The 16,968-nt window shown below is 44.2% G+C and carries 12 protein-coding genes; 8 read left to right on the forward strand and 4 right to left on the reverse strand.

Going from position 1 to position 16,968, the window contains the following annotated elements:
* Window positions 1–40 precede the first annotated feature (40 nt).
* From PQ469_RS18770 to PQ469_RS18785, 4 genes are all read left to right on the forward strand, one after another.
* Entirely contained in the window at window positions 41–607 is a 567-nt protein-coding gene (locus tag PQ469_RS18770) for a manganese efflux pump (protein WP_274209058.1), read from the forward strand.
* Window positions 604–3,306, forward strand: a complete 2,703-nt coding sequence (gene mgtA, locus PQ469_RS18775; RefSeq protein WP_274209059.1) for a magnesium-translocating P-type ATPase — start codon at window positions 604–606, stop codon at window positions 3,304–3,306. Before PQ469_RS18770 ends, mgtA begins: the two co-directional genes overlap by 4 nt.
* Before the next feature lie 143 nt (window positions 3,307–3,449).
* Window positions 3,450–4,760 (forward strand): carbohydrate porin, encoded by a 1,311-nt coding sequence (locus PQ469_RS18780; RefSeq protein ID WP_274209060.1) that lies wholly within the window; start codon window positions 3,450–3,452, stop codon window positions 4,758–4,760.
* Between the two features lie 207 nt (window positions 4,761–4,967).
* Window positions 4,968–8,642 (forward strand): ABC transporter permease, encoded by a 3,675-nt coding sequence (locus PQ469_RS18785; RefSeq protein ID WP_274209061.1) that lies wholly within the window; start codon window positions 4,968–4,970, stop codon window positions 8,640–8,642.
* Between the two features lie 528 nt (window positions 8,643–9,170).
* Here PQ469_RS18785 and PQ469_RS18790 read toward each other — a convergent pair.
* Complete coding sequence (locus PQ469_RS18790; RefSeq protein WP_090644733.1) at window positions 9,171–9,431, reverse strand: hypothetical protein; 261 nt, start codon at window positions 9,429–9,431, stop codon at window positions 9,171–9,173.
* Between the two features lie 147 nt (window positions 9,432–9,578).
* Between PQ469_RS18790 and PQ469_RS18795 the strand changes: the two genes are divergently transcribed.
* Together PQ469_RS18795 and PQ469_RS18800 are read left to right on the forward strand one after the other, a co-directional pair.
* Window positions 9,579–9,890, forward strand: coding sequence for a hypothetical protein (locus PQ469_RS18795; protein WP_274209062.1), 312 nt, complete (start codon window positions 9,579–9,581; stop codon window positions 9,888–9,890).
* 126 nt (window positions 9,891–10,016) lie between these two features.
* A complete protein-coding gene (locus PQ469_RS18800) occupies window positions 10,017–11,060 on the forward strand; it encodes a sterol desaturase family protein (RefSeq protein ID WP_274209063.1) in 1,044 nt (347 codons plus the stop codon).
* A 331-nt stretch (window positions 11,061–11,391) separates the two neighbouring features.
* Here the strand turns inward: PQ469_RS18800 and PQ469_RS18805 are convergent, their stop codons facing one another.
* Window positions 11,392–12,039, reverse strand: coding sequence for an ankyrin repeat domain-containing protein (locus PQ469_RS18805; protein ID WP_274209064.1), 648 nt, complete (start codon window positions 12,037–12,039; stop codon window positions 11,392–11,394).
* A gap of 353 nt (window positions 12,040–12,392) precedes the next feature.
* Here PQ469_RS18805 and PQ469_RS18810 point away from each other — a divergent pair, with 353 nt between their 5' ends.
* Together PQ469_RS18810 and lolA1 are read left to right on the forward strand one after the other, a co-directional pair.
* On the forward strand, window positions 12,393–14,963 hold the full coding sequence (locus tag PQ469_RS18810; RefSeq protein ID WP_274209065.1) for an FtsK/SpoIIIE family DNA translocase: 2,571 nt from the start codon (window positions 12,393–12,395) through the stop codon (window positions 14,961–14,963).
* Window positions 14,964–15,032: 69 nt separating this feature from the next.
* Window positions 15,033–15,710, forward strand: a complete 678-nt coding sequence (gene lolA1 / locus PQ469_RS18815) for an outer membrane lipoprotein periplasmic chaperone LolA1 (protein ID WP_274209066.1) — start codon at window positions 15,033–15,035, stop codon at window positions 15,708–15,710.
* 304 nt (window positions 15,711–16,014) lie between these two features.
* Here lolA1 and PQ469_RS18820 read toward each other — a convergent pair whose 3' ends face one another.
* Entirely contained in the window at window positions 16,015–16,551 is a 537-nt protein-coding gene (locus tag PQ469_RS18820; RefSeq protein WP_274209067.1) for an AAA family ATPase, read from the reverse strand.
* A 148-nt stretch (window positions 16,552–16,699) separates the two neighbouring features.
* Window positions 16,700–16,966, reverse strand: coding sequence for a DUF1456 family protein (locus tag PQ469_RS18825; RefSeq protein WP_274209068.1), 267 nt, complete (start codon window positions 16,964–16,966; stop codon window positions 16,700–16,702).
* Window positions 16,967–16,968 lie beyond the last annotated feature (2 nt).

The raw sequence follows: 16,968 nt of genomic DNA on the forward strand, positions 1-16,968 counted from the left end.
GATGATCTGTAACATAGCCTTACTATTGATCGCCGCCGGAGTGGCTGCGGATAACCTGGTACTTGCTTTTGTCAGCGGTAACGGCATGGCTGTGTTTAAATCAGCCCGGGCGGAACGACCAAAGCCAACCGTTCGTCCCCCACACTGGCTGCTGATACTGGGTCTGCTTTTTATCATCCAGAACATGGTACTGTTCTACGGTAAGTGGTTTGGCCTGTTGACCAAAGGGATGCTGAAAGGGGAAGAACAATTGATTGCCATCGGGTTATTATTTTCGATGAGCATCCGGATGTTGCAGGAACTGAAACTCAAAAACAGCGCGGTCAAACAGGCTATCTTAAATACCTGGGACTTTTTGGAAATAGGGTTAGGCTCATCTGTCTATGTATTTGCTTTTGGCTGCGCCCTGAATTGGCTGAACTTGGATCACCGGGTCGTTATTCTTACCCTCCTTTCTTTGATTGCCCTTTTTTTGATAGCGGGCACTTTGTTGGGGAAATATCATTTTGAAAAAACATTCAAATACCTGAATAAGACAGCGGCATTTCTGGTGATGGCCGGAAGCGCACTTTTAATTATTGAACTACTAAAAAATAACATCAAATGACTATAGCAGCAACCGCCAGGAAATTTAAGATTTCCAATAATGGCTCCGTATCCGGCTTTGATGATGCCGCAGTTACCAAACTTCGCAGGGTATCTAAAGAAGATAACCAATCGTTTTATACCACGCTGGAAAGTAACGAACAGGGATTAAGTAAAGCTGAAATAGCAGTTAAAAAAGAGAAATTCGGGCTTAATGAGATTCAGCACGAAAAGGCACCGGCCTGGTATGTGCAGTTGTTCCGGGCTTTTCTGAACCCCTTTATTGCAGTGTTAATCGTATTGGCTTCCGTTTCGTTTGTCATGGACGTATTGATGGCCGCGCCCGGTGAACAGGATTATAAAACGGTGATCGTGGTTAGCGTGATGGTTATGCTCAGTTCGCTGCTCCGCTTTTGGCAGGAATACACCAGTAACAGAGCAGCCGAAGAGCTTAAAAGCATGGTCAAAACTACCGCAACGGTGATACGCCAGGATAAGGGGAGATTCGAGATCAACATTATAGACTTGGTTCCGGGTGATATTGTATTTCTAAGTGCAGGTGATATGATACCTGCCGATTGCAGGATTATCCAATCAAAAGATTTATTTGTGAGCCAGGCCATGCTGACCGGGGAATCCCTGCCCGTTGAAAAACGAGAGTTAGCTATTTCCGATGCTCATAAAAAATCGCCTTTAGAACTGGAAAATATCTGTTTTATGGGCACCAATGTGGTGAGCGGAACCGCACACGCCATCGTGGTTACCACGGGTAACCTCACCTATTTCGGTACCATCGGTAAGGCGATTACCGGCAAACGCAACGAAACCAGCTTTGATAAAGGCGTTAATAAGGTAAGCTGGCTGCTCATCCGCTTTATGCTGGTGATGGTTCCACTGGTTTTCCTGATCAACGGGCTGACCAAACACAATTGGTTTGAGGCTCTGATGTTTGCCATTTCTGTGGCTGTCGGCTTAACGCCTGAAATGCTGCCGATGATCGTTACCGCCAACCTGGCCAAAGGGGCAAAAAACATGAGCAAGCGTAAGGTTATTGTTAAACGGCTGAATGCTATCCAGAATATCGGCGCGATGGACATCCTCTGTACTGACAAAACGGGCACCCTGACGATGGATAAGATCGTATTGGAAAGGCATTTGAATGTTTTTGGAGATGCCGATGATGAGGTGATGAAATGGGCCTATCTCAATAGCTTCCATCAAACCGGGCTAAAAAACCTGCTGGATGTAGCCGTATTGGAACATGCGGAAATACATAGCTGTGTTAAGGCTGATGAGTCTTTTAAAAAGATCGATGAAATACCCTTTGATTTCCAAAGGCGGAGAATGAGCGTGATCCTGGAAGAAAAGAACGGGAAACACTTATTGATCTGCAAAGGTGCTGTCGAGGAAATGCTTGACCTCTGTTCCCGTGCCTTTGATCCGGGTGAAGACAAGCAACTGCATATCGAGAACGACAAGATCGTGCCGATGGATGACGCGATGCGTCAAATCATCTTAAATACCTCCCGCAAACTCAACGAGGAAGGTTTGCGAGTATTGCTCGTCGCCATCAAGGAATATGACGAACGCCCGCTGACTTATTCTGTGGCGGATGAAACTGATATGGTGCTGACCGGATTCGTCGGCTTCCTGGATCCGGCCAAACCATCGGCGAAACCTGCTATTGAAGGGTTACAGAAATTAGGGGTAAGCATCAAAGTATTGACAGGTGATAACGAGGTTGTGACCAAAAAGATATGCCGTGACGTAGGCATTCCGGTGCAGCATGTCCTTACAGGCAAAGAATTGGAACAAATGAGCGATAAGGACTTGTCCTTAAAGCTTGATGAAACCAGTATTTTGGCCAAATTGAGCCCTATCCAAAAAGCCCGGATCATTCAATTGCTCCAGGCCAAAGGCCATACTGTAGGATTTATGGGTGACGGCATCAATGACGCGGCAGCTTTGCGGGATGCCGACGTGGGTATTTCTGTAGATACCGCCGTGGACATCGCCAAAGAAAGCGCGGATATTATTTTGCTGGAAAAAGACCTGATGGTATTGCGTAAAGGTGTGATCTATGGCCGGAGGACTTTTGGTAACATCATCAAATACATCAAAATGACCGCCAGCAGCAATTTTGGAAATATGTTCAGCATGTTGGGTGCCAGCGCCCTGCTTCCATTTTTGCCAATGCTGCCGATCCAGATTTTGGTAAACAATTTATTGTATGATATCTCTCAAACCTCCATACCCTGGGATAGCATGGATGATGATTTTATTGAGCAACCGCAAAAATGGGATGCAAGGGGCATCAGTAAGTTCATGCTGTTTATTGGCCCGATCAGCTCCATATTCGATTATGCCACGTTCGCGGTCATGTGGTTCGTATTTAAGGCCAACAGCCCGGCACATCAAAGCCTGTTTCAGACCGGGTGGTTCGTGGAAAGCCTGCTCTCCCAAACTTTAATCGTACACATGATCCGTACCCGTAAGATACCGTTTATCCAAAGCTGGGCGACCGCACCCGTGGTGGCGTTAACATCAGCAATTATGGCGATAGCGATATTTATTCCGTTTTCTCCGTTTGCCACGGCTTTTAAAATGGAAACCTTACCCTTAGCATTTTTTCCGTGGCTAATCGGTATTTTATTTACCTACTGCCTGTTAACCCAACTGGTTAAAACCTGGTTCATTAAAAAATTCTCTTTATGGCTCTAAATAAGAATAATAAAAAATGGTATTGGCCATCATTGGCATGGCCATACTCGTGGCGCTGGTCGACTACCTGATGAATCATTTTCATCATCGTTAATCCTGCGCCATTAACTCAATTTTTAAATACACATCCAAAATCATACGTTATGAAAAAATACGTACTCATCACCATCATACTGCTTAATACGATTAAGCTCACCTTTGCACAGGATACCGTAAAACAGCAACGCTTTAATTTGCACTTTCAGCAAACAGTCATTACGCAATACAAACCGGCTTTTGGCGCTAAATACAGCGGCGACAACAGCCTGCTCACCGGGTCAGAAACGCAAAGTTCCATTACGACATCCTTATTTGGAGGTGCCCGGCTATGGAAGGGCGCAGAAGCTTACTTTAACCCGGAGATGTCGGGCGGTGCCGGTTTAAGTAAAACATTGGGCGTGGCAGGTTTCCCCAACGGCGAAACGTTCCGGGTGGGCAGCGCGTCCCCTGAAATTTATATTGCCAGACTTTATTTAAAGCAGCAATTTGAATGGGGAACCGAGAAAGATACGCTGACCGATGACGTGAACCAATTGGCTGGCATCAAAAGCAAACGCTATTTTTCTATCGTGGTGGGTAAGTATGGCATGGCCGATTTCTTTGACGGTAACGAATTTAGCCATGATCCCCGCGCGCAGTTTATGAACTGGGCGCTGATGGATAATGCTGCCTGGGATTACCCGGCCAATACCCGTGGTTATGTGATCGGTGCCACTGCTGAATTAGGACAACCGAACTGGACGTTGCGATTTGCTTACACCATGTCTACTACGGAAGCTAATGGTGCAATATGGGATGCCAAAGTTGGTAAAGCCAATACCCAGACCTTAGAATATGAAAAAAGGTATACCATCAGCGGACAAAAAGGTACCGTGCGCCTCTTAGGTTTCAGGAACAATGGTAAAATGGGGGATTACCGGCAGGCGCTGGCTTTAAGCCCTGTTGCGCCAAATGTAGATACCACACAGGCCTATGGCAGGCATAAATATGGTTTTGGCATTAGTGCCGACCAGTACCTGACCAAAGATTTCGGGGTGTTCGCTAAAGCAAGCTGGAATGACGGCCATACCGAAACCTGGTATTTTACGGAGATCGACCGTTCGATTAGTTTTGGTGGTGTGTTAAAAGGTACATCCTGGAAACGTGGCGACGATGAGTTGGGTGTAGCTTTTATTGGCAATGGGTTATCGCAGCCGCACCAGGATTATTTAGCCGTAGGCGGTTATGGGTTCCTGATCGGGGACGGTAAACTGAATTATGCACCCGAAATGATCGCCGAGCTTTATTACAAGATTAACGCCTATCAGCATAAATTATGGTTATCGCCTGATTACCAGTTTATAATAAATCCAGCTTATAACAAAGACCGCGGGCCGGTCAATGTTTTGGGTATCAGGGCGCATGTGGAGTTTTAGCCGACATAGCGATATCTGCCAAACTGGTGATTTTCTTTCTTAGTCCGATAAAACAACCTCCCTTTAGGCGAGGTTGTTTTATTGAAAATATAAACATGAAGAAGCGTGTTTCACATTTAGAGAACTCCGGCCACGCTGAAACGAATTTATAAAACAGGCCATCCTTATATGTCAAGATATTCGTAATTTGGAAGTTATTTACCTCATTTGAATCCATACACATTCCATATCAGCTTGTTCGACCTGGTTTTCCTGGGAGCCATTTTTATTGGGCTAACTTTTAGCCTGCAGTTATGGTTTGCCAAAGGAGTGAACCGGGCTGCAAACCGGTTTATTGGCCTGGCCCTGGCAACTATCGTTTTGTGGATGGCCTGGGTATTGGGCATTGACATCAGGCTGGATAGCTATTTCCCCCGGTGGAGCTGGTTACCGCTGCAATTTTCCATCACGCTTGGCCCCTTCATCTATTTTTATGTGCTTAAAATAACCCGGCCGGAATATCAATTCCGCTGGAAGAATCTGCTGCATTTTAGCCCATGGTTGTTGCAACTGGCCGTTTGGGTATTGGAGATCATGGAGAGCATCACGACGGGAGGCGCCACTTATGATACACTGATCTTTCGGCAACTGAGCCCGGTATTGGACCTGTCCGCGTTTATATCTGTCACCGTATACTTATACCTCTCTTTCAGGCTGATTGAACGTTTTTACCAACAGCTGGAATTTAATACGGTGAACGATCGTTACCGGTACCAGCTGCGGTGGCTGCATCGCTTGCTAACCATTTTTGGCCTGTTATGGCTATTGTGGGTGCCTTATATCGCCATAGATTATTTTTATTATCATCATCAGTTAGGTATACATGCCTATTATCCTCTGTATTTCTTATTAGCGGCAATGACCACCTGGCTGTCGGCAGTTGCTTTTTTCAGGCAGGAAACAAGTGTACCGGCCGAGTCGCCCGCGTTGTTCAGCGCACCGCTTCCTGCCGAAATGAAGCAAAGGGGTACCTGGCTAAAAAAAGCCGTGCAAGCCGGCTTGTATTACCAGGACCCTGACCTAAGCCTCGCTTCGCTGGCCGAAAAGCTTGAACTGAGCCCTCATGAGTTATCGCGCATCATCAATACAGCACTCAAGAAAAGCTTCAACGATTTCGTTGGTGAGTATCGCGTTGCAGCTGTTGTTCAAAAAATGCAAAACCCGGCTTATGATCACATTACGCTGCTGGGTATTGCTTTTGAATCGGGCTTCAACTCTAAAACTACTTTTAACCGCACCTTTAAACAAATAACCGGGAAAAGCCCGGCTGAATATAAAAATCATCAAAAAAAAGAAGGCCCATCTTATAGTTTGGGGCGTTCGCCCCGCTTTGCGAAGGTAATTTCGTTCCAGGAAACCACACCTACGTGGTCTACTCACAAATTAAATCGCAATTATATGTTCAAAAATTATTTTAAAATAGCCTGGCGCAATCTTACGCGCAATAAAAGCTACGCGGCTATTAATATTATTGGCATGGCTGTTGGCATTGCCGTTTGTATGATGATTTTTATCATTATACAATACCATACAAGCTTCGATGCTTTTCACTCCAAAAAAGATCGCATCTACCGTGTGCTAACCGAATATCATCACCAGGACGCAGGAAATATATCATATGGAAAAGACCTCCCGTTTCCACTACCACTTGGATTGAAGACTGCTTTTACCCAGGTAGAACAGGTAGCGCCAATTTTTGCAAGCCAAAATGATCAGTTATTGATACCTGATAATAACGGAACTACGGTAAAAGTATTTAAAGAGGAACGGGGGCTATTTTATACACAGCCTTCTTTCTTTAAAATATTTGATTTTCCGCTGCTTGCAGGTTCTTATGAATCGTTAAAAGATCCGAACAACGTATTGCTCACAAAAGAGACCGCCGAAAAATATTTTGGCGACTGGAAAACGGCAATAGGCAAATCTATTAAACTGCAAATGGGGGGGTTTATGTTTGAGCACGGCACCGATGTATTAAAAGTTTCGGGCATCCTGGCAACAATTCCTGCAAATTCCGACTTTCAGCTAAAACTTGTGGTTAGTTTTGGAACAGGGTTTACCGGAGATTATTTGGCCAAATCAACCGACTGGGACAGAACGGTAGCCGATTTTGGTTGCTATATTTTATTACCGCCGAATGTTGCTGCCGGTAATTTCAATCAGCAGCTGAGCGCATATTCAAAAAAGGTTAAATCAACCGTTAACAAGGATATTCAAATAATACAGCCTTTAAACGCTGTACATTATGATACCCAGGTAGCTAATTACAGCAATAAGTCAATCAGTCGTCAGCTACTTAATGTATTGTGGCTTATTGCGGCGTTCATTTTGTCAATTGCCTGCGTAAATTTCATCAACCTTTCTACCGCGCAAGCTGTTAACCGGGCAAAGGAGATTGGTGTACGAAAAGTTTTGGGAAGCAGTAAACCCCAACTACAAATTCAGTTCATCGTAGAAACATTTTTGATAGTTGCTGGCGCTGTAATACTTGCAGCAGTTATTACATTTTTTGCAGTTTCTGCTGTAAGCCGGCTTTTAGAGCTTTCGCTTTCGTTCAATATATTTAGCAATCCTGCAATCATTTTATTTCTTTTCGCAATAACCATTGTTGTAACCGCGCTGGCAGGTTTTTACCCGGCTGTTATTTTATCGCGTTTTAGTCCGGTTAATGCTTTAAAGAGTAAACTTTCAACCAATAGCGCAAACGGAATTTCGCTACGCAGAGGATTGGTGGTATTTCAATTCATTATTGCACAGGCACTCATCATTGGCACAATCATCATTGTAAGGCAAATGAACTATTTTATGGATCAACCCTTAGGTTTTGATAAAGATGCCGTTGTAAATATTCCGTTCCGCATAGATAGTCTTCGCATGAGCAGGTATGATTACCTGAGGAACCAGTTATTAGCGATAAACGGCGTGCAGGCCGTGAGTTACAGTTCAAATACGCCCATTGAAAATAATAACGATACCTGGAGTACTATAAAGTTTAACCATTCAATTAAAGAATCGGACTTTAAGGCTATCACCAAATTTGCAGACGAAGGGTATATTCCGGTGTATAAGTTACAATTAATAGCGGGAAGAAATTTGCAGCCTTCCATGACTACCCGAGAATTCCTGGTGAATGAATCGCTTGTGAAAAGCTTGGGGCTTAAAAACCCCGAAGATATATTGAATAAAGAAATCAGCATTTGGGATGGTGTTATCAAGTGTCCGGTTGTTGGTGTGTTAAAAGATTTTAACGACAGGTCTTTTCGGCATGGCCTTGCGCCATTACTTGTTGCTACAAACGGCACCATGTATAACCAGGTAGGCATAAAACTTAAAACGACAAATATTTTTTCGACGATGCAATCTGTTAAACAAATATTTGAGAAGTCAATTCCCGATTTTGTTTATGAATACAAGTTTTTGGATGATAAAATTGCAGGTTTTTATAAACAGGAAAACCAGTTGGCCGCTTTGTACAAAATTTTTGCTGCCATTGCCATATTCCTTAGCTGTTTGGGATTATATGGTTTAGCCTCATTTATGACGGTGCAGCGCATAAAAGAAGTTGGCATCCGTAAAATACTTGGTGCTACCTCGGGCAGTATAGTTTATTTGTTTTCGAAAGAATTTGTCATACTCATTACAATTGCTTTTGCTGTTGCGGCCCCCATAGCATGGTATTACATGCACCAATGGTTACAAGCTTACGCTTACCGCATTAGCATTAGTTGGTGGTTACTTGCCGCAGGCGGCTTAGCTGCCATAATTATTGCACTTGTAACAATAAGTTTCCAGGCAATAAAAGCGGCAAAAGCAAACCCGGTGAAGAGCCTGAGAAATGAGTGATATAAAACCGGTTTCGCAGTAAAGAGCTTGGGGATCATAAGCTGAGATCCGAGGTTTAGTTGACACATTTATGTGGTGCGTTCCGGGGTGAGATACGGAACGCATTTTTTTTACCGGCGCCGGCCAGGTTGTGTTATCTCGCACTAAAGTTTTCACATATTTGCCATCTTCAAAGTGCAGGAAAACCCATTTGGCAGCTATTTCACTACAGCAAGCAAAGTTTTATTTATATGTTCTATGTTAATTAGTTTCACATCATTAAAGTGTACCACCCCGTACCATGGTGTTTCAGCCCGTACCAGGGTGTTTCAGCCCGTACCACCCCGTACCAGGGTGTGCCAGGGTGTTTCATTGCCAGGTGGTACACACACTTTGTTGGTTATACAAAGTACCTGAAACGGGAAAACCACCCATTTTCAATCATAAAAGGCCGTTACCGCATGTTCACTCTTTATACAGAAACTAAAAGCTAATGAGTGATTGTTAATTAAATACGTTCACCAAATGCGAAATCAGTTAATAGGTTCCTTATAAATCGGCTTTCCCGGGGTTTAGCAGGTAATCAAACTGCTCATAACCATTGTGAATAATAAATTTCAACCTTTCTTTAGGCCCGGCGATGTCTAACGACATTAAAGCCAGTGTTTCGGGCAGATTATCCCGTATTAGTTTCAGATCGGTAACGTGGGGCATTTCAATAAAAATATCATCTCCCTGTGCCTCAATTTTCCATCCGGGTAAGTTGGTGTGGTGCAATACCGTTAGCCATTTTTGTTGATAAACATTCATAATTGTGTTTTTACGCCACGCCTTTGGGGGCGTTTTTTAATTTATATCACTGAGCAAATAACATCCACATATCCATTCTGTTTTAAATGAACACGTCAAATCAAATTGGCCGCTTAAACAAACTTTTAAAGCCGGCGTTAATAGATTATGAAAAAAGTGATAACACGTATCTGGCACGGTCGTACAAAAGCCACCGATGCCGACATATACCTTAAATATGTTGAAGATACCGGCATCGCCGAATACAAAAACATAAAAGGCAACCTATCTGCCGAAATATGGCGAAAAACAGACGGCGACGTTTGCCATTTCTGGACGGTTACCAAATGGGATTCATTTGAATCAATTAAACTGTTTTCCGGCAAAGATTATGAAAAGGCCAGGTACTTTGAACAGGATGCCAATTTCCTGCTGGAGTTTGAAGAATACGTACAGCACATGGAAGCCTTTGTTTATTAAACGCCGCACCACACGCCAATTGTTACATTACAGAACACTCAAATCTTTTCATTTTACAAATCTATTTTTATAATATTGTAATGTATATACATTAACCTGCCGGTTATACCAATTATAAAAATTCAGATGAGCACTTTTTTCCATTACATACTTGATCTTTTTAAAGGCTTTTTTGGCTGGGGCAGCTGGGGTAGCTTAACCGACATCATTAAATCGGGCAATTACAGCAGGCTACTTACCTACGAGGGTTTCCGGGCTATGCTATTCCCCATCTTGCCTTTTTTACTGCTGCTCGAGATAATTCGCGGCGCTTTTTATAAACGTTTTAAAGTTATCCATTATAAGCTGTCGTTTTTTTCGTTCGTTTTAAACTCCTTTATCGGCACGTATATTAAAATTGCCATGGTGATGCTTTGTATAGGGCTGTTTGAAAAGTATGCCTTTTTCAAAACCTCGTTCACCTGGTATTGGTTTATATATGGCTATATTGTTTGGGAGTTTGCCCACTTTTTGTACCACTATTTTGGCCATAAGGTAAGGTTGTTCTGGTGCCTGCACTCCACTCACCACGCGCCCGAAAGCATGAATATCGCCATCAGCAATGCTCATTTCTTTTTAGAGGCTCCGTATGCCGATTTTATCCGTACTACGGTTTGTATTTTGTTAGGCGTTAGCCCGGTTATGCTGGGCGTTATCATGTTTATTGATGGTTTTTGGGGCACCTTTATCCACATTGGCGAAAATGCGATGAAAGATGCCCGCCTGGGTTTCCTGAATAACATTATCCTTACGCCATCGCACCACCGGGTGCACCATGCCCGCAACGTAACCTATATGGATACCAATTTTTGCAACCTGCTCCCCATATGGGACCGTGTTTTTGGCACCTACCAAAACGAAGACCGCAACATCCCCATAGAATACGGCATCAGCCGCCCCATGATTAAAAACAGCTTCCTGGATGCCTACTTTGGCGAAATAGTTGCTTTAGTCAAAGATGTGTACAAGGCCCCCGGTATCAAAAATAAATTCCTGTACATCGTAATGCCACCCGGCTGGAGCCACACCGGCGACCATAAAATGACCACCGTTGTAAAGAAAAAATATTTTGAGGAAATGGAGAAGCAGAAAAACCAGGTGAAACAAAAAGAAGAAAGTGTATTAATGTAACAGGGCGTAACCCCAACTGGTAGAAGTTGGGGTCGGGCTTTTTGCTCATACTGCACAGGCCTTAACCACATTGGCCGGTATCCGCGCCAATCCCTTACGCATTTTGTCTGAATCAGAATTTTCAGAATTTAAAAATGAACAGAATATTTGTCGGCGAAAGACTTACGAAGTTTTAAAACTTCGTAAGTCTGGGATTTTTCTAGGCTTCAGGCCCTCACAACAATTATTTCGTTGCGAGCGATAGCGTGGCAATGAAATATGTTTAATATTGTCTCATCCAGCCCCTTCCATCTTGATTCTTGACTCTTGATGCCTGACTCTACCTTCCCCCCTATTCCAATATCTCCGCTATCTCATCAAAACCTTTTTCCCTGGCCAAATCTGCGGGGAGCTTGCCGCCTTCCATGCGGGTATTAATTTCGGCGCCGTTTTCCAGTAATAGTATCAGCAGCTCGGTGTTACCGTTTTGAGCTGCCGAGTGCAGCGGTGTGGCACCTGCCTGTTGCTTTATATTGATAAGGGCCCCGTTTTCTATCAGCATCCGGGCTATCTGGGTATAGTTGCCCGCACAGGCCGAATGTAAGGGATACGCATGGAACCCGTTGTTTGAAGGCCTGTTAACATCGGCCCCTTTTAGCACCAGGTAGCGGGCTACATCATAGTGGCCAAAATAGCAGGCCAGCCCAAGGGCGGTAAAGCCATCGTCGGCATAATCGTCAAGCGAGTTGGGCTTATCATAAATAAGGTTGGCTATCAAATCCAGTTTACCGGCAGCGGCGGCCTCAAACATGGTAAGCTCGCCGGCGTATTTTAACAACAACTCGGTTACACCGGGCTTTTTGTAATAGCATGACAACATCAGCGGCGAAACCCGCTGGCTGGTTAATGTTGTGGCCAGCTTCGGATTTTGGGCAAGCAGTTGTGCCAGTCCGGTTAAATTGGCAGTAGCAATGTACTCTTCAACCTGTTCTATACTCATTATCTGCACATAAATAAAGGCAAAACCTACGCGTTGAACGTAAAGCGCACCATTGTTTCAATTATACTAAAAAAATAAAAATACGCCTAAATATTTGTTTAATCTGCTAACTTTATATTTCAACACTTAGTATTTTTTGGGTGGTTGATGAGGGTAATGTTAAGTCATAAGTAATTAGTTGCAAGCCATTAAGTTTGATTGTCATTTTTGACTCAGAACCTACGATTTTGGGCTAAAGACCCGCGATTAAATGCTTTTGACTTGGCAGTAGATAAAAATTTATATGTTGTTTTTGCAAAGTTTACATAGGTGAAATTTTATGTAAGTTTGCAGTTAAAGGATGTTACATCAGGATGCCGGTAAAAGCAAATCAGTTTAAATCAAATAGTTTTAAGGACGATAATCAGCCACGCCAACCAGGCGGCAGGGCCGAAAAAGAGAAGGAAGCAAAAAAACTGCTCCCTAAAATGCCCCGCTTTGATATGGAAAATGGGCGTGGCGTAAAAATAGCGGGCTTATTTTCGCTTCTATTGGCTATTTATTTCCTTATCGCCTTTACATCGTACCTGTTTACCTGGCAAGAAGATCAAAGTTATATTTCATCAACCAATGGCGGCTGGCATAACCTGGCCACCGGCAAAACCGTACAGGAAATTGCCGATACCGGTACGCCGCATATTGCCCAAAACTGGCTGGGTAAATTTGGCGCACTGCTAAGCAACCAATTTATTTATGAGTGGTTTGGGGTAGCATCGTTCTTGTTTGTGTTTATATTTTTTGTTTTGGGGTATCGCCTGCTGTTTAAGGTAAGGCTTTTTTCGCTCTCTAAAACAATTGCTTACTCCATTTTCAGTATCGTATTCATCTCAACAGCCATAGGCTATTTTCACGCGTTTATTATAGATTATCCTCATTTTTTAGAGGGCGGCTTCGGCTATTGGAGCAACCGGTTACTTGATGCCCAGATAGGCCCGGCAGGTACCGGCGGCCTGCTGGTATTCGCGGCACTTACGGTATTGATTATAGCCTATAACATCGATTTTAAAATACCATCCCGCAAGGAAAAAAAGGTAGCCCCGATAACTGTTGACGAAGTATCACCCGAGCCTGTTGAGCTGATTGACGACGAAATTGACCTGCCTGTTGAATGGCCCCGCGGCAACCGTGTAAAAGATATCCCCCTAAGCCCGGTTAATGTTGTTAAACCCGAACCTATAAAACAGCAGCCGTTGGAACAAACCCCGCTTTATCATGAGCCCATTGTTTTAACACCTACCAGCGCCGACAAGATGGGGACCGAGGATGACAGCCTACCTCTTACCATTGATGTTAACCGTCCTTTACCAGAGTTAAGCGTTGAAAAGGCCGACGATTTAAAAGCGCAGGAACTTGTAAACCAGTTTGGCATTTATGACCACCGACTTGACCTTGCTACCTACAAATTTCCGCACCTCGATTTGCTGGAAAACCATGGTTCAAACAAAATTTCGGTTAATGCCGAAGAGCTGGAAGCCAACAAAAACAAAATTGTTGAAACGCTGAACCATTATAATATCGAGATTGATAAAATAAAAGCCACCATTGGCCCAACGGTTACCCTGTACGAAATTATACCGGCCCCGGGCGTCCGCATTTCCAAAATCAAAAACCTGGAAGATGATATCGCCCTGAGTTTGGCCGCTTTGGGTATCCGTATCATCGCGCCTATGCCTGGTAAGGGAACTATTGGTATCGAGGTGCCTAATCAACACCCCGAAATGGTGTCGATGCGGTCGATCCTGATGACCGAGAAGTTTCAGAATACCACGATGGATTTACCTATTGCTTTGGGTAAAACCATATCAAATGAGGTTTTTATAGCCGATTTGGCCAAGATGCCCCACTTACTGGTTGCCGGCGCTACCGGCCAGGGTAAATCGGTAGGTATAAATGCTATATTGGTTTCTTTGCTATTCAAAAAACACCCTGCCGAACTGAAATTTGTACTGGTTGACCCTAAGAAGGTAGAGCTTACACTTTTTCGTAAGATAGAAAGGCACTTTTTGGCCAAGCTACCCGATGAGGCCGACGCCATTATTACCGATACCAAAAAGGTGGTGAACACCCTCAACTCGCTTTGTATCGAGATGGATCAGCGTTATGACTTGCTGAAGGATGCGCAGGTACGTAACCTGAAAGAGTACAATGCCAAATACGTTAACCGCAAAATAAGCGATCCCGAAAAGCACCGTTACCTGCCATTCATCGTACTGGTAATTGATGAGTTTGCCGACCTGATGATGACCGCCGGTAAAGAGGTAGAAGTGCCTATAGCCCGTATTGCCCAGCTGGCCCGCGCAGTGGGTATACACCTGGTTATTGCAACGCAACGGCCATCGGTAAATATTATTACGGGTACTATTAAGGCCAACTTCCCGTCCAGGCTGGCATTCAGGGTACTGTCTAAAATAGACTCGCGTACCATTTTGGATGCAGGCGGCGCCGACCAGCTGATTGGCCGCGGGGATATGTTATTTTCGACCGGTAGCGACCTTATCCGCCTGCAGTGCGCGTTTGTGGATACACCCGAAGTTGAGGCCATATCTGATTTTATAGGTAACCAAAAGGGCTACCCTACCGCCATGTTACTACCAGAATACCTTGGCGAAGGCGAAACCAGCAGCCCTAAAGAATATGACCCGGATGACCGTGACCCGATGTTTGAAGAAGCCGCACGTTTGATTGTATTGCACCAGCAAGGGTCAACATCGCTCATACAGCGTAAAATGAAACTGGGTTACAACCGCGCCGGGCGGATCATTGACCAGTTGGAAGCCGCCGGTATTGTTGGCGCCTTTGAAGGCAGCAAAGCCCGTGATGTACTTTACCCCGACGAATATAGCCTTGAACGTTACCTGGAAACCCTTCAAAAATCTAAAGATTAAACCAAATACAATAAATATGCTCTAAACCAATAACTATTAACATGAATAGTTGTTGATGATAAAACAAACATGAAAAATACAATCATATATACCCTATTAGCGCTAACTATCTGCACCAATGCTTTTGCCCAGAAAGACGCCCAGGCTAAAGCGATCTTAAACCAGGTAAGCGCCAAATACAAATCATACGATCTTATTAAAGCCGATTTTTCTTTCACACTTGATAACCAGCAGGCCGGGGTAAAAGAAACCCAGACAGGTACCTTGATATCCAAAGCCAAAGCCGGCAAGTACAAGGTTACCTTATATAGCTCGGCGACAGCAAAGGATGTAGATAAAGAGATCATCAGCGATGGCAAAAGCCAGTGGACTTACCTTAAAAAAGATAAAGAAGTGCAGGTGGGCGATGCCGGTAAAGGCGGTGATGGTTTAAGCAATCCTTCACAAATTTTCACCATCTATGAAAAGGGCTACAAATACCTTTACACAGGCGAACAAAAAATTGCCGGCAAAGCATACCAGGCTATCGACCTGACGCCTGAAAACGAAAAAGCGAGCATTTTTAAAGTGCGCCTATTGGTTGATAAAGCCAAAAAACAGATCTACAGCGCTCTTTTATTCGATAAAAACGGCAACAAATACAACTATGTTGTGAAGAGCTTTACCCCCAACGCTCCCGTTGCCGACAGCACCTTTGGCTGGGACGCAAAAGCACACCCCGGCGTTGAAGTGGTGGACTTGAGGTAAATCTTTTTAGATGTGAGATATTAGATTTGAGACTTATAAAGAGCGGTGATTTTAGGATCGTCGCTCTTTTTGTTTATCGATATGTTCGAAGAAGAAATGAGATTTTAAAAATTCCCTCCGCGGGGAGGGGTGTGATGGTCACGAGCGCAAAGGCAGGGAGGGGTTTGTACGCGCGATGAGTTGTAAAGCGACTTGAACGCCTGATTTAACCCCTACCTCCTCCTTCCCCAAGGAAGGAATCGCACATTCCCCGCCTTTTTTGAGTCTCCCCGGCGCATGATCAAATTCATAATGCCATAGAAAGTTATTTCAATTCTTCCAGCATCCGCAATACGGCAGATACCCGCTCATCAACAGTAGTATCTCCTTCAATAAGCAACAAGGGCTTTTTAAGGTTTTTCATCCAGTTTTGGTGTACCTGCAGGGTGCGGCCATCGGTGGTATTATCGTCGTAGCCGTTGGCCCAATCTAAAAATTCATGATAAAAGGCGGCGCGTTCCGGGTTGGTATATATCTTATCGCCATAACGTTCAAACTCACGTTTTTTGAGTCTTTCCATTCTTACTGCGTTTGGGATATATAAGAATACCGAGAGGTCGAAATCCCAGTTATTATTCCAGTTGACTATCGAACCGCTTAGTATCCAGTTTTTGTGGGGGGATGTATCAAGGTTAAGCATGGCATTTCGTTCTTCCGGCTTTCGCCTAATGGTGAACGGGGTTTCCGATGGCATCCAAAAGTATTCATCGCCATCAAAAGCGGGATAACCAAGCGCCTGCCCCAGGGCTTTCCCCAAAGTGGTTGAACCGGAGCCGGATGCTCCAAAAATATTGATCTTCATTACAATACAACCTTTATCCCATCGGCTATGTCCTAACAGCCGATTTTTTGCGAGGATATAGTTGGCTGTGGGGACACAGCCAACGGGATAATATTATTTTTTTTCCCATCCAGCTGTGTCCCCACAGCTGGCTTTGCCGCCAAAAAGCTTATTTATTTTCCTCTTTCTTCACTTCAGTCTTAGGCGCGCGTTTATCAGGCATAGGGCCGCGTTTGTAGACGATAAGGCCGTTCAGGAAATTGCGCAGGATCTGGTCGCCACAGGGTTTAAAGTTGGGGTGGTCATCGGCACGGAAAATAGCGCCCAGTTCGGTTTTGGTAATCCGGAAGTTGGCCAGTTCCAATACTTTTACAATATCATCGTCGGTAAACTTCATAGCTACCCTCAGCTTTTTCATGATATCATTATTGCTCATAC

The sequence above is a fragment of the Mucilaginibacter sp. KACC 22773 genome, assembly GCF_028736215.1.
Taxonomy (GTDB): Bacteria; Bacteroidota; Bacteroidia; order Sphingobacteriales; family Sphingobacteriaceae; genus Mucilaginibacter.